This is a genomic window from Streptomyces sp. NPDC001732 (genome assembly GCF_053596315.1).
This window is the reverse complement of the sequence record NZ_JBSFFY010000027.1, coordinates 88,940-104,489: the sequence shown is the minus strand read 5'-3', so window position 1 is coordinate 104,489 and position 15,550 is coordinate 88,940. Positions and strand designations below refer to the sequence as shown.

5 protein-coding genes are annotated in these 15,550 nt (G+C 74.5%); all 5 read left to right on the top strand.

What is annotated here, in order from left to right; translation table 11 throughout:
• Positions 1-262: 262 nt before the first annotated feature.
• The 5 genes from ACWCXX_RS24195 to ACWCXX_RS24175 all read left to right on the top strand — a co-directional run bounded on the left by ACWCXX_RS24195 (position 263) and on the right by ACWCXX_RS24175 (position 15,549).
• Positions 263-2,497 carry a HelD family protein gene (locus tag ACWCXX_RS24195; protein ID WP_451130504.1) on the top strand — a complete coding sequence of 745 codons (2,235 nt, stop codon included), beginning with the start codon at positions 263-265 and terminating at the stop codon, positions 2,495-2,497.
• Between the two features lie 131 nt (positions 2,498-2,628).
• On the top strand, positions 2,629-3,369 hold the full coding sequence (locus ACWCXX_RS24190) for a class I SAM-dependent DNA methyltransferase (RefSeq protein WP_451130502.1): 741 nt from the start codon (positions 2,629-2,631) through the stop codon (positions 3,367-3,369).
• Positions 3,370-3,825: 456 nt separating this feature from the next.
• Positions 3,826-10,677 (top strand): SDR family NAD(P)-dependent oxidoreductase, encoded by a 6,852-nt coding sequence (locus ACWCXX_RS24185; RefSeq protein WP_451130500.1) that lies wholly within the window; start codon positions 3,826-3,828, stop codon positions 10,675-10,677.
• Complete coding sequence (locus ACWCXX_RS24180; protein ID WP_451130498.1) at positions 10,674-15,221, top strand: beta-ketoacyl synthase N-terminal-like domain-containing protein; 4,548 nt, start codon at positions 10,674-10,676, stop codon at positions 15,219-15,221. The genes ACWCXX_RS24185 and ACWCXX_RS24180 overlap by 4 nt, the downstream gene beginning before the upstream one ends.
• Positions 15,211-15,549: an acyl carrier protein gene (locus ACWCXX_RS24175; RefSeq protein WP_451130496.1), complete on the top strand. Its 339-nt coding sequence runs from the start codon at positions 15,211-15,213 to the stop codon at positions 15,547-15,549. Before ACWCXX_RS24180 ends, ACWCXX_RS24175 begins: the two co-directional genes overlap by 11 nt.
• The last annotated feature ends 1 nt before the right edge of the window (position 15,550 follow it).

Below are 15,550 nucleotides of genomic sequence, written 5' to 3'. Positions count from 1 at the left end.
CCCCAACTCCTGGCGGGGCTTCAGCCGCTTCATCAACCAGGACGAATGGGACTGAGACACCACCCCGCACACGAGCCCACACCACCCGGCCCGACGGCACCGACAACACAGAAAATCCCCGGACCGCCATGGCGGTCCGGGGATTTTCCCGGGTATATTGAGCGTTTCTGTGTGCTCACAGAAAAAGCCCCACCAATAGGGGCCGCTTAAGAAGCACCGTATCCGGCAGGGAGCCATTTTGTCAAATCGGGAAAGTGTCGAATTGCAGAAGGAGCAGGAATTCGTCGACCGGCTCCACGACCGTGTCGATGTTCTGCGCGGTGTCGCCGCGCAGGGCGTCGAGGACGCGCTGACACCGGTCGGGAACGGCCTGCAGGCCCGCCTCGAACGCGACGTGCTCGTCGCCGAACGCTCGGGTCTGCTGGCCGCCCTGAACGCGGTGGACGGCTCACTGTGTTTCGGCCGCATCGATTTCCGCGACGGCACCGCGCGCCATATCGGCCGGGTCGGAATCCGCGAGGACGACACCGAACGCACTCCACTGCTGATCGACTGGCGCGCGCCGGTCGCCCGGCCCTTCTATCTCGCCACCGGTCATACGCCCATGGGTCTGCGTCGGCGCAGACACATCACTTCCGAGGGCCGCACCGTCACCGAACTGCACGACGAGATCCTCGACCTCCGGGACCGGAAGCGCACCGGCTTCGAGGACCCGAGCGGCGACGCCGTGCTGCTCGCCGCCGTGAACTCCGCCCGCACCGGCCGCATGGGCGACATCGTGCGGACCATCCAGGCGGAGCAGGACCGCATCATCCGCGCCCCGCACCGCGGGGTCCTCGTCGTCGAGGGCGGCCCCGGTACCGGCAAGACGGCGGTGGCGCTGCACCGGGCGGCCTTCCTGCTGTACGAGCACCGCGAGCTGCTCGCCAGGCGCGCCGTCCTGATCGTGGGCCCCAACCCCGCCTTCCTGCACTACATCGGCGAGGTGCTGCCCGCGCTCGGCGAGACCGGCGTCCTGCTCGCCACGCAGGCCGAACTCTTCCCCGGGGTACGCGCCGAGGGCACCGACACGCCCCGTGCCGCCGCGGTCAAGGGCGGGGCGCGGATGGCGCAGGCGCTCGCCCTCGCCGTCCGCGACCGACAGCGGCTGCCCGAGCCCGGCGCACCGCTGGTCGTCCCGCACGACGACGGGGACCTCGTGCTCGACCGGGAGATCGCCCGCGCGGCCCGGCAGGGGGCCCGCGACACCCGTCTGCCGCACAATCTCGCCCGTCCGTACTTCGCCTTCCGGGTCGTCGACGCCCTCACCGCGCAGCTCGCCGAGCGGATCGGCGCCGACCCGTACGGCGGCCCCAACTTCCTCGGCCCCGACGACATCGCCCAGCTCGGCAAGGGTGTCGCGGCCAGCCAGGCGGTGCACTCCGCCATCGAGGAGCTGTGGCCGACCCTCACCCCCGAGGGGTTCCTCACCGACTATCTGGCCGACCCCGTGCACGTACCGGACGAGGACGCCGAAGCCGTCCGGCGGGCCCCCGGCGACGGAGCGTGGACCCCCGCCGACGTTCCGCTGCTCGACGAGGCGGCGGAGCTCCTCGGGGTCGACGACAGCGCCGAACGCGCGGCGGCCGAGGCCGAGCGGCAGGAGCGGATCGCGTACGCACAGGGCGTGCTGGAACTGTCGAGGGGCTCGGAGACGTACGAGTTCGAGGACGAGGAGTCCGAGGTCCTCGCCGCCCACGACATCGTCGACGCCGAACGGATGGCGGAGCGGCACGAGGAGGCCGATCACCGCAGTGCGGCCGAGCGCGCCGCCGCGGACCGGTCCTGGGCGTTCGGGCACATCATCGTCGACGAGGCGCAGGAGCTGTCGCCGATGGCGTGGCGGCTGCTGATGCGCCGTGCGCCGACCCGTTCGATGACCCTGGTCGGCGACCCGGCGCAGACCTCCGAGGAGGCCGGTGTCGGCTCGTGGGAGAAGATCCTGGAGCCGTACGTCGGTGACCGCTTCGAGCATGTCCGGCTCGGGGTCAACTACCGCACGCCCGCCGAGATCATGGAGCTGGCCGCCGGGGTCGTGCGGGCCGGGGATCCTTCCTTCGAACCGCCCGGCTCGGTGCGGTCCACCGGCGAGACGCCGTGGACGCGGGACGCCGGGGAGGACCTGGCGGGTGCCGTGGCGCGGGCGGTCGCGGAGCTGACGCCCGCACAGGGGCGCCTCGCGGTGATCGCTCCGCAGGAGCTCCACGAGGAGATCGCGGCCCCGCTGGACGGGATCACGGCCGGTGCCGAACCGGATCTGACCCGGTCGGTGGTACTGCTCGGCCCGCGCCAGGCCAAGGGGCTCGAATTCGACCATGTGCTGGTCGTGGAGCCCGCCGGGTTCGGGACCAGCGACCTGTACGTGGCCCTGACCCGTGCCACGCAGCGGCTGGGCATCGTCCACCGGGAGGAGCTGCCCGAGGCGCTGCGCCGAGGGGGCCTGCCGCGGCTGCCGTGAGCGGGAGGCGCGGGCGAAGAGCCGGTGCGCGGCGCGCGGCTCCGCCCGTGAGGGCCGGGGCCGGGGAGGCGCGAGGGCGACGGAGGTAATTGCGTCGACACCGCCCGCCGCGCCCGGCAGAGTGGCTGCCCGTGACGAGCAGTGAGCTGTGGACCCGTGCGACCGCCGACCGTTACGACGCCGAGGAGCGCGAGATGTCCTCGGCCGCCGTGCTCGGGCCGACCCTCGACTTCCTCGCCGGACTCGCCGGAGACGGCCGGGCGCTGGAGTTCGCCGTCGGGACCGGCCGGGTGGGCGTCCCGCTCCGGGAGCGCGGTGTGCCCGTGGTGGGGATCGAACTGTCCGAGCACATGGCCGCGGTCCTGCGGCGCAAGGCCGACGAGGAGACCCTGCCGGTCACTGTCGGGGACATGGCCACCACCGTCGTCCCCGGCGAGTTCTCCCTGGTCTACCTCGTCTACAACACCCTCACGAACCTGCTCACGCAGGACGAACAGGTCGAGTGCTTCCGCAACGCCGCACGCCATCTGGCGCCCGGCGGCCGTTTCGTCATCGAGCTGGGTGTGCCGCCGTTGCGTTTCCTGCCGCCGGGACAGGTCGCGGTGCCGTTCGACGTCTCCGAGCGGCATCTCGGCTTCGACACCTTCGACCTGGTCGAGCAGATCCTCGTCTCGCACCACCTCACCCGCGACGGCGACGACGGCCGCTACCGCCGCGACGATTCCCGGCACCGGTACGCATGGCCGGCGGAGCTCGACCTGATGGCCCGGATCGCGGGGCTCGAACCGGAGCGGCGCGTCGCGGACTGGGACGGGGCGCCGTTCACCCAGGACTCCGCGAAGCACATCTCCGTGTGGCGCAAGCCGGTCTGAAACCCCTCTCCCGGCCCCACTTGCCGGGTCGGGCGGGGGCGAGGGCCCGGCAGCACCGGGACCGGGCGGCGCGACCGGGCCTCGCGCCGCCCGCCGGCGGGCGGCCCCGCGGCAGGCGTCGCCCGGGTCCTGCGTCGACATCGGCATCGCGCAACCGCGCTCCGTGCGGCACCGAACCCGCCATGGTTGCTGTGATCTTCGACACATCAACCGTTTCGCGCCGTACGGGCAGGCGTCATACACGTGTCATGTCCATGACTCGCAGGTGACGGCCGGTGCACACCCGCGCGAGGAAGTCCGTATTGCCGCATCGCGGGGTCTTTTGGAGTTCACACCCGCTTAACGCGCGTAGACACCGAGGGGCCGATGAAACATCTTCACCTGTTGACCCCGCAGAGTCCACACCAGTTAACTACCGCCGATCACGCCCAACGGACCCTCGAATCGGGAGACTTCATGTCGATGCCGTTACCCGGCGCGCCCGCTCTGCCGTCGGCGCCGGACCTGGTCATCGCGGTCAATCCGCTCCACCGTCCCTCCCCTCGGCTGACTGCCGCCGCGGTCCGGGCGGGCGCACTCGGTGTGCTGGAGCTGCCCACGGGGGACGCGCGCGGGGCCGGAGAGTTACTGGCCCGTACCGACCGGTGGACCCGGGCACCGTTCGGCGTACGGCTCCGCCCCGGCTGCGTACTGCCGGACGGCGACAGCCCCGACTCGCTCCCCGCCGGTGCGGGCACCGTCCTGCTGGCCGATACCGCCCGCCGCCCCGCCGACTTCCCCGGCCGCCGGGTCCTGGTGGAGGTCACCGATCTGGCCGGAGCCCGCGCGGCGGCCCGCTCCGGCGCACACGGTCTGGTGGTGCGCGGTCACGAGAGCGGCGGCCGTGTCGGCGGGCTGAGCACCTTCATCCTCCTGCAACAGGTCCTGGCCGACGAGACGCTGGGGCTCCCCGTGTGGGCCTGCGGGGGCATCGGACCCCACAGCGCGGCGGCGGCCGTCGCGGGAGGCGCCGCCGGGGTGGTGCTCGACACGCAGCTGGCGCTGTTCGACGAGGCCGAGCTGCCCGCCGGGATCGCGGACGCCCTGCGCGGGCTCGACGGCTCCGAGACCGTGGTGCACCACGGCCGGCGCGTGCTGCGCCGCCGGGGGCCCGGAGCGCCCCGACTCCCCGATGATCCCGAGGAGTTCGCCGCCCGTATCGGCTCGGACGATCTGCGCACCCAGTTCCTGCCGGTCGGGCAGGACGTCTACCTGGCCGGATCGTTCGCCGCCCGGTACACCCGGGTGTCCCGGGCGCTGCGGGCGGTCCGCGACGCCGTGGCCGGGGCACTGGCCGACGGCGCCCCCGGCTCCGCGCTGGCCGCGGGATCGCCCGGGGCCCGGACGCTCGGCACGGCCCTGCCCGTCGCCCAGGGCCCGATGACCCGGGTCAGCGACCGGCCCGCGTTCGCCGCGGCCGTGGCGGCACAGGGCGGACTGCCCTTCCTGGCACTGGCGTTGGCGGGACCCGAGCGCACCCGCGCCATGCTGGAGGAGACCAGGGCCCTGCTCGGAGACACCTCCTGGGGCGTCGGCATCCTGGGCTTCGCGGACGACGCCGTGAAGGACGCCCAACTGGAAGTGGTCCGTGAGCTGCGGCCCTCGCACGCGATCATCGCGGGCGGCAGGCCCGCGCAGGCCGCCGCCCTGGAGGCCGAGGGCATCACCACCTTCCTGCACGTGCCGTCGCCGGGGCTGCTGCGGCAGTTCCTGGCGGCCGGGGCTCGCCGGTTCGTCTTCGAGGGCTCGGAGTGCGGCGGCCACGTGGGCCCGCGCGGCAGCTTCCCGTTGTGGCAGGCGCAGACCGAGGTGCTGCTCGACTTCCTGGCCGAGTCCGGCGGCCGGGGCGCGGACGAGCTGACCGTGCTCTTCGCGGGCGGCATCCACGACGAACGGTCGGCGGCGATGGCGGCGGCCCTGGCCACCCCGCTGACCCGGACCGGGGTGGGCTTCGGCGTGCTGATGGGCACGGCGTACCTGTTCACCGAGGAGGCCGTGGCCGCCGGGGCGATCCAGCCGCTGTACCAGCGTCAGGTGATCGCCGCGGAGCGCACCGACCTGCTGGAGACGGCTCCCGGGCACGCCACCCGCTGCGCGCACTCCGCGATCACCCGCGACTTCGCGGCCCTCAAGGAGGGGCTGCGCGAGCGCGGGGTGCCCGACCGGGAGGCGTGGGAGCAGCTGGAGCGGTTCAACGTGGGCCGGCTGCGGCTGGCGTCCAAGGGCATCGAGCGGGTCGGTGACGAACTGCTGGCGGTGGACGAGGACCGCCAGGCGGACGAGGGCATGTTCATGGCCGGCGAGGTGGTGGTGCTGCGGCACGACCCGACCGATGTCGCGGCCCTGCACACCTCGGTGACCGAGGGCGCGGTTCGCCTGCTGCGGGAACGCTCCACCGGTTTCGGCCCCGGCACGCCCGCCGAGGAGCCCGCGCCGCTGCGGATCGCGGTGATCGGCATGGCCGGCATGTTCCCGGGCGCGGCCGACCTGACCGAGTTCTGGGCCAACGTCCTGTCCGGCGAGGACTGCGTCTCGGAGGTCCCGGCGGACCGCTGGGACCCGGAGCTGTACTACGCACCGGACGGCGACGGCGAACGCACCCCGTCCCGCTGGGGCGGCTTCCTGCCCGAGATCCCCTTCGACCCGCTGGTGTACGGCATTCCGCCGGCCTCGCTCGCGAGCATCGAACCCGTGCAGCTGCTGGCGCTCGAAGCGGCCCGCCGGACACTGGTGGACGCCGGGTACGACGCGCCGGGCACCGACCACCGGCGCACCTCGGTGATCTTCGGGGCGGAGGCGGGCAGCGACCTGTCCAACGCGACGACGCTGCGCACGGTGCTCCCCTCGTACACCGGGAGCATCCCGGCGGGTCTCGACGAACAGTTGCCGAAGCTGACCGAGGACTCCTTCCCGGGCATGCTGGCCAATGTCATCGCGGGCCGCATCGCCAACCGGCTCGACCTGGGCGGCGCCAACTACACGGTGGACGCCGCCTGCGCCTCCTCGCTGACCGCGGTGGACGCGGCCTGCAAGGAACTGGTCACCGGCACCAGCGACCTGGTGCTGTGCGGCGGCGCCGACCTGCACAACGGCATCAACGACTTCCTGCTGTTCTCCTCGGTGCACGCGCTCTCCCCCTCGGGCCGCTCGGCCACCTTCGACAGCTCCGCCGACGGCATCGCGCTCGGCGAGGGCGTGGGCTGCGTGGCGCTGAAGCGGCTCGCCGACGCGGAGCGCGACGGCGACCGGATCTACGCCGTCATCGACGGGGTGGGCAGCGCGAGCGACGGCCGGGCGCTGGGGCTGACCGCGCCCCGCCCCGAGGGCCAGCGCGCGGCGCTGGAGCGGGCGTACACGGGTGCGGGCGTCTCCCCCGCCGAGGTCGGCCTCATCGAGGCGCACGGCACCGGCACCGTCGTCGGCGACCGTACCGAACTCTCCACGCTCACCGAGGTGTTCACCGAATCCGGGGCACTGCCCGGCAGTTGCGCGATCGGTTCGGTCAAGTCGCAGATCGGGCACACCAAGTGCGCGGCCGGCATGGCCGGTCTGATCAAGACAGCGCTCGCCCTCCATCACGGGATCAAGCCGCCGACCCTGCACGTCCGCGAGCCCAACTCGGCCTGGGACAAGGGGTCGAGCCCGTTCGTCTTCCACGCCGAGGCCCGACCGTGGCCGGTGGAGCCGTCGGGACGGATCGCCGGGGTCAGTGCCTTCGGTTTCGGCGGCACCAACTTCCACGTGGTGCTGCGCGCCCACGAGCAGGCTCCGGCGCCCCACACACTGGACGGCTGGCCCGCCGAGCTGTTCGTGTTCCGCGGCAGGGACGAGGAGGCCGCCGCCCGTTCCGTACGACGCCTGCTCGACCTGCTGGAGCGGGGCGGGCCCTGGCGGCTGCGGGACTACGCCCGGCACGCCGCGCTCCGCGCCGACCGGGCCGCGCTGAACGAGGAACCCGTCCGGTACGCGGTGGTGGCCGACTCGCTCGAAGCGCTGCCCGGCCTGCTGGAGCGGGCCGTCTCCGGTGAACACGCCCCCGACGACGGCGTGTTCGTCGCGGCGCGGGAGCAGGAGGGCCTGTACGGGGACGCGGGGGCGGCCCCCGCCGAGGCGCTGGCGTTCCTCTTCCCGGGCCAGGGCAGCCAGCGGCCGGGCATGCTGGCGGACCTCTTCGTCGCCTTCCCCGAACTGCACCGCTACCTCCACCTCGGTGCCGAGTGGGCCGAGGCGCTCCACCCGCCCACCGCCTTCGACGCGGACACGAGGGCCGGGCAGCTGGCCAGGATCACCGACACGGCCGTGGCACAGCCCGCGCTCGGCATCGTGGAGCTGGCCGCGGCCGATCTGCTCGGCAGCCTGGGGGTGCGGCCCGCGATGGCGGCGGGGCACAGCTACGGCGAACTGGCGGCGCTGGGCGCCGCCGGGGTGTTCGCCCCGGAGGACCTGCTGACGGCGAGCGCCGCCCGCGCCACGGCGATCCTCGGCGCGGTCGACGGCGGCGACCCGGGGGCGATGGCGGCCGTGAACGCCTCCGCGGAGCAGATCGAGGAGGTGCTGCGGCTGGCCGGCCTGCACGGCGACGTCGTCACGGCCAACCACAACTCGCCGCGGCAGACCGTCATCTCGGGCCCGACCGAGTCGGTGGAGGCGGCCTGTGCCGCGTTGCGGGACGCCGGCCGCTCGGCCAAGAAGCTCCAGGTGGCCTGCGCCTTCCACAGTCCGGTGCTGTCGGGTGCGGGCGACGCCTTCGCCGGGCACCTGGCGCGGGTCGCGCTGCATCCGCCCGCCTTCGACGTGTGGGCGAACCGGACCGCCGCGCGCTATCCGGCCGCGCCCGAGGACATCCGCGCGTCACTGGCGGCGCAGATCGAGGCGCCGGTGCGGTTCACCGAACAGATCGAGGCCATGTACGAGGCGGGGGCCAGGGTCTTCGCCGAGGTCGGCCCCGGCCGGATGATGTCGCGGCTGGTGGACGCCATCCTCAAGGGCCGGCCGCACCGCACCGTGCCGGTGGCCGCCGACCACCGGGGCGGTCTGCGCGGACTGCTCGACGCCCTGGCCCGGCTCGCGGTCCTCGGCGTCGACGTGCGCCTCGCCCGGCTCGTCCGGGGCCGTGACACCGTCGATCCCGGGACCGCCACCGCGCCGCGCGCCGCGGGCTGGACGGTCGACGGCCATCTGCTGCGCCGCGCCGACGGCACCATCCCGTCGGGCGCCCTCCATCCCCCCACCCAGATATCGGAGTCGGTCGTGTCGGAGCATCTCCACAACAACGGTTCCCTGTCCGGCCCCGACGCCCTGATCGCGGAGTTCCTCCGCAGCAGCCGGGACATGGTCGCCGCCCAGCGCGACGTGCTGCTGCGCTACCTGGGCGGGGCCGACGCCGGCCACACGGCGCCTTCGGTGCCGAGCGCCCCGGTGTACGCGCAGACCGTGGCGCACGAGCCGCCGGCGCAGCTCGCCCCGGCGCCTTCGGCGGGCGACGGCCGGGAGGCCGTGGTGTCCCCGCCCGCCACGGACCGGGAGAGTGTGCTCGGCACCGTCCTCGGGGTCGTCGCGGACCGCACCGGCTACCCGGTCGACATGATCGAGCCCGAACTCGACCTGGAGGCCGATCTCAGCGTCGACTCCATCAAGCGCGCCGAGATAGCGGGCGAGCTCGCCACCCGGCTCGGTCTGCCCACCGACACTCCCGACGGGCTCGACCGCCTCAGCTCCGCCCGTACCGCCGCCGCCCTCACCGCTCTGCTCGTCGAGGCGCTCGGCGCCGGTGCACCGGAACCCGAGGCTCCCGCGGCTGCTCCCGCACCGGCCGCGCCCGGGGCCGTCGAGCCGGAGATCGTCGCCCCCGTGCGGCTGGAGTTCACCGAGGAGGCACTGCCCGGGGTGACCGCCGCGGTGCCGGCCGGGGCCCGGGTACTGCTGCTCGGCGGCGGTGCGTCGGCCGAGGCGCTGGCGGACCGGCTGCGGGCCGCGGGCGCCGAGCCGGTGGCCGCCGACGAGGTGCCCGACGAGATCCCCGGCACCGTGTTCTACCTGGGCGCCCTGGACGCCGACGCCCCGCCGCTGCCCGACGCCCTGCCGCTGTTCCAGAAGGTGCTCGCGGCGGCCCCCGCCCGGCTGGTCGCGGTGGAGCGGCGCACCGTGGGCGTGGTCAGCGGTCTGCGCGGCTTCTTCCGCACGGTCTCCCGCGAGTACCCCGAATGCGCCGCGACCCTGCTGGAGGTGCCGGAGGGTGCCGACGCCGGGGCCGTCGCCGAGGCCCTGCTCACCGAGGCCGCTGCCACGGACCGGGAGCCGGTCGTGCTCACCGACGGAACCGTCCGGCGCGCGCTGCGGCTGACCCCGACCGGGCTGGGCGCGCTCGCCGAGACCGGCGCGGGCCCCGCCGGGGACGGCGTGTCGGAGGCGGAGGCCATCGGCCTCGACCGGGAGGCCGTGGTGCTGCTGGTCGGCGGCGCGCGCGGCATCACCGCCCGCTTCGCCCGGACGCTGGCCGCCACCAGCCGCTGCCGTCTGGTCCTCATGGGCCGTACTCCGGTGCCGCCGGAGGCCGAGGACCCGGCGACGGCGTCCGCGGAGGGCCGCGACGCGTTGCGCCGCGCGCTGCTGGCGACGGGGCTGACGCAGCCCGCCGAGATCGAGCGCAGGCTGAACTCCCTGCTGTCGGCCCGTGAGGTGCGCGACACGCTGCGGGAATTGCGGGAGCTGGGCAGCGAGGCCCGTTACCACTGCGTGGACGTGCTGGACACCGAGGCCGTCAGCACCACGGTGAAGGAGGTGCACCGGGAGTACGGCCGCCTGGACGGGGTCGTGCACGCGGCCGGCGTCATCGAGGACAAGCTGATCGCGGAGAAGACCACCGCCTCCTTCGACCGGGTCTTCTCCACCAAGGTCCAGGGGGCCAGGGCCGTGCTGGACGCGGTGGACTCGCTGCCCTCCGGGCCCCGTTTCGCGGTGCTCTTCGGCAGTATCGCGGCGGCCCTGGGCAACCGCGGGCAGTGCGACTACGCCGCGGCCAACGACGCCCTGGAGGAGCTGGGCCGCCGGTGGACCAGGCCCGGCCGGCGCGGGTTCACCGTGCACTGGGGGCCCTGGGCCGCGACGGAGACGGGCGGCGGCATGGTGACCCCCGAGCTGATGCGCTCGTACGCGGCCCGCGGGATCAAGCTGATCGACCCGGACGAGGGCCCGCTGAGCCTGCTGCGGGAGCTGGCCTGGGGGCTGCCGGAGACACACGCCACGGTCTACACCGCCTCGGGCTGGTGACAGGCGTGGAGGCGCGCACACCGGTCGCCGTCGTCGGCATGGACGTCTTCTTCCCGGGCGCCGGCGACCTGGACACGTACTGGCGCAACATCGTCGGCGGGGTGGACGCCATCACCCAGGTGCCGGACGACTGCTGGGACGCCGGTTTCTACGCGCCGGGCGCCACGGACGGGGACCGGCGCAGCGACCGGATCTACTGCCGGCGCGGCGGGTTCGTGGACCGGACGGCCGAGTTCGACGTGGCCCGGTTCGGGATCATGCCGTCGTCGGTGGCGGGGACCGAACCGGACCAGCTGATCGCGCTGGAGGTGGCGCACCGCTCGCTCCAGGACGCGGGGGGCACCGGTGTGCTTCCGTCCGCTCGGGAGCGGGCCGGGATCGTACTGGGCCGCGGCGGCTATCTGACGCCCGGTCTGGTCCGCCTGGACCAGCGGGTGCGCACCGCACACCAGTTGGTCCGGACGCTGAGCGAGCTCGCCCCGCAGCTCGGCGCCGACCAGTTGGAGCGGGTGCGTTCGGCGTTCACCGAGCAACTCGGCCCCGAGCAGCCGGAGTCCGCGATCGGTCTCGTGCCGAACCTGGTGGCCTCCCGGGTCGCCAACCGGCTCGATCTGCGCGGCCCCGCGTACACGGTCGACGCGGCGTGCGCCTCCTCGCTGATCGCGGTCGACCACGCGGTGCGCGAACTGGCCTCCGGGCGCTGCGACCTGATGCTGGCGGGCGGGGTGCACCACTGCCACGACATCACCCTGTGGAGCGTCTTCAACCAGCTCGGGGCGCTCTCCCCCTCCGAGCGCATCCGCCCCTTCCATCAGGACGCGGACGGGGTGCTGATCGGTGAGGGCACCGGGGTGGTCGTCCTGAAGCGGCTCGCCGACGCCGAACGGGACGGGGACCGGATCTACGCCGTGGTGACCGGCACCGGCGTGGCCGGCGACGGCCGCTCGGCCAGCCTGCTCGCCCCGGACCCGGGCGGTCAGGTCCGTGCGGTGCGCCAGGCGTGGCGGGCCGCCGGGCTCGACCCCAGGGCCGCCGGGTCGATCGGTCTGCTGGAGGCGCACGGCACGGCGACCCCGGCCGGGGACCGGGCCGAACTCGCCACGCTCGCCGAGGTGTTCGGCCCCGCCGCGGAGGGCGAGCGGGCGGTCATCGGCTCGGTGAAGTCGATGATCGGGCACACGATGCCCGCCGCCGGGATCGCCGGTCTGATCAAGGCGGCGCTGGCGGTGCACCACGGCGTGCTCCCTCCGACGCTGCACTGCGAGGACCCCCATCCGGCGCTCGCGGAGACCCGGTTCGCCCCGCTGGCGAAGGCGCGCCCCTGGCAGGATCCGGCGGACGGTGCGCCGCGCCGGGCGGGGGTGAACGCGTTCGGCTTCGGCGGCATCAACGCCCACGTGGTGCTGGAGCAGCCGGCTCCGGCCGCCCCCCGGCCGGGGCCCCGGGTGACGGTGAGCGAGCCGGAGCGGGTGCTGCGGCTGGCCGCCGGCACGGTCGACGAACTGGCCGGGCTGCTGGCCGCCGACGACGCCTCGGTCCTGGCCGCGGGCCGGGACGAGCGGGCCCCGGGCGGCGGTCCGGTGCGGCTGGGCGTCGTCGACCCGACCGAACGCAGGCTGAGACTGGCCCGCAGGGCCGTGACCAAGGGCGTGCCCTGGCGGGGGCGCACCGATGTGTGGTTCACCCCTCGTCCGGTGCTGGGGGCGGGCGGTGGCCGGACCGCGTTCCTCTTCCCCGGCCTGGAAGCCGAGTTCACCCCGCGCGTCGAGGAGCTGGCCACGCGCTTCGGGCTGCCCTGGGCCCCCGGCTCCGGCACGCGCGTCGGCGACGTGGGCCGGCACGGCACCGCCGTCTTCCAGCTCGGCCGGCTGCTGGACACCGCGCTGCGCCGGCTGGGCGTGGTGCCGGACGCCGTCGCCGGGCACAGCGTGGGCGAGTGGACGGCGATGGCCTGCGGCGGCATCCACGCGGCCGACGAGGTCGACGCGTTCCTCTCGGACTTCGATCCGGACGCGCTGCGCGTGCCGGGCGTCGCCTTCGGGGTGCTGGGCATGCCCGCGCAGCGGGTGCTGGAGGAGCTCGGGGACCGCGAGGACGTGGTCCTCTCGCACGACAACGCTCCGCAGCAGTCGATGATCTGCGGCCCCGAGGAAGCGGTGGCCGCTCTCGTGCACCGCTTCCGCTCCCAGGGCGTCATCTGCCAGGTGCTGCCGTTCCGTTCCGGTTTCCACACCCCGCTGCTCGCGCCGTACCTGGGGCCGATCCGCGCGGCTGCCGAGCGCTACTCGCTGCATCCGCAGACCACCCCGGTCTGGTCCGCGACGACCGCGGCGCCCTTCCCGGCCGAGGCGGACGCGGTGCGCGAGCTGTTCGTGCGCCATCTGCTGGAGCCCGTCCGCTTCCGGCAGACGGTCCTCGCGCTCCACCAGGCCGGGTTCCGGGCCTTCGTACAGCTCGGCGCGGGCCAGCTCGGCTCGCTCGTCGACGACACCCTCGCCGGGCAGGACCGACTGGTCGTCTCCGCGCACTCCGCGTCGCACGACAGCCTGGCGCAGCTGCGCCGGGTGGTGACCGCGCTGTGGACGGAGGGCGCCGCCCCCGACGTCGCCCCGTTGCTCACCCCGGGCGCGGCCGAGCCCGGCGCCCCGGCGGCGGCGCGCACCGCGCGTACCGGCCGCCCCGGTGTCCGGCTGGACCTCGGCGGGGCGCTGGTGTCCCTGCCCGCCCGGGAGCGCGGCATGCTCGCCCGGGTCCCCGGTGCCGGTGCGGCTGCGCCGGTTCCCGGTGCGGCGGGCGACCCGTTGAGCGCCGAACTGTCCGCGCTGCTCGACGACACGGCGTCGGTGGCCAGGGAGCTCATCGGTGCCCGCGGTCTCGCCCGTCGCGCCCCCGCGGCCCGGCCTGGGCACGGGGTGCCCGCCCGGCGCCCCGCGGGCCCCCCGCCGTCCGCCGGTGTCCCGGCGCCCCCGCCGCGTCCGGCCTCCCCGGGCCGCCCGGCGGAGACGGAACGGGTGCTGCGGGTGGACGTGGCCGAGATGCCCTATCTGCTGGACCACTGCTTCTTCCGGCAGCGTCCCGGCTGGCCCGACGAGGGGGACCGCTGGCCCGTGGTGCCCGCCACCACGGTCGTCACCCACCTCATGGAGTTCGCCGAGCGGGCCCGCCCCGGGAGGCGTGCGATCGCCGTCCACGACGTGCGGCTGCTGAAGTGGATCGCCGCGATCCCCTCGGTGCGGGTGCCGGTGGAGGTGCGGGACGTGGCCCCGGACCGCGTGGAGGTCGCCCTGACCGGCTACTCCCGGGCGGTCGTCGAACTGGCGCCCCGGTACACCGCCGCCCCGGCGGTGTGGCCCACCGACCCGGCCGCGGAGCGGGAACCCGAGCTGCGCGCGGAACAGCTGTACACGGACCGTTGGATGTTCCACGGCCCCCGTTTCCAGGGCGTGAGCGAACTGACGGCCGAGGCCGACCACTACGTACGGGGGGTGCTGACCACTCCGGCGGCGCCCGGCGCGCTGCTGGACAACGTGGGTCAGCTGCTCGGCTACTGGATCATGTCGAAGCTCGACGAGCGCACCACGGTCTTCCCCGTGGCCATGGACCGCATCCGCTTCTTCGGTCCCCATCCCGCCCCCGGCACCCGGCTGACCTGCGCCATCCGCATCACCGAGGTGACCGGATCGACGCTGACCGCCGACATGCAGCTCAGTCGTGAGGGCCGGGTGTGGGCCGAGTTCACCGGCTGGCAGGACCGGCGCTTCGACAACGACGCGACGATGCGCGCGGTCGACCGCTTCCCCGGCAGCAACACCCTCTCCGAGCAGCGCCCCGGCGGCTGGCTGGCGGTCCACGAGCGCTGGCCCGACCTCGCCACCCGCGAGCTGGTGATGCGCAACGTGCTGGGCGGCGCGGAACGCGAGGTGTACGACGGGCTGAAGCCCATGGTCCGCCGTCGCTGGCTGCTCGGCCGGATCGCCGCCAAGGACGCGGTGCGCACCCTGCTGTGGCAGGAGGGCCGCGGCGACATCTATCCGGCGGAGGTGGCCGTGCACAACGCCGCGTCCGGCCGGCCGCTGGTCCGCGGGGTGCACGGGTGCGAGCTGGGCGAGGGCCTGGTCGTGTCGCTCGCGCACTGCCGGGAGACCGGGGTGGCCATCGCCCGCCGGGGTCCCTGCGGGATCGACGTCGAGGAGGTCGCCGACCGCCCGCGGGGCACCGTGACGGCCTCCTGCGACCCGGCGGAACTGGCCCTTCTCGACGGGCTGGTGGCGGCGGGCGGGGAGGGCGCGGCGGTCTGGTTCACCCGGTTCTGGACGGCCAAGGAGGCGGTCTCCAAGCGGCTCGGGACCGGGCTGCGGGGCCGCCCCGCCGACTTCCGGGTGGTGGCCGCGACCCCCGAACGGCTGAGGGTGGTGGCCGAGGGCGTGACCTACGAAGTGAACAGCACCGAAATGACCAGCGGTGCACGGGAGCCGGACGGGCGGCGGTTCGTCGTCGCCTGGACGGCGGACGACAGGACGACAGGAGTCCAGGATGAGCACTGAAGCAATCGGGCGGCCCACCGCGACGGCCGCCGTTCCGGGGGACGAACTGCGGGAGAAGGCCCTCCGCGACATCGCGGGCATGCTCCGCGACCTGCTGGCCGAGGAGGGGCTGGACGACGTCGAGATCGGCCGGGAGACCACGTTCCACGACGATCTCGAACTGGAGAGCATCGACCTGGTCACGCTCGCCGGTTCGCTGCGCGAGCACTACGGCGAGAAGGTCAACGTGGCCCTGTTCGTCGCCGACCTGGAACTCGACGAGATCATCGCCCTGACGGTGGGACAGCTCGTCGACTACGTGGCGGACTCGCTGCGGGCCGCGCCATGAG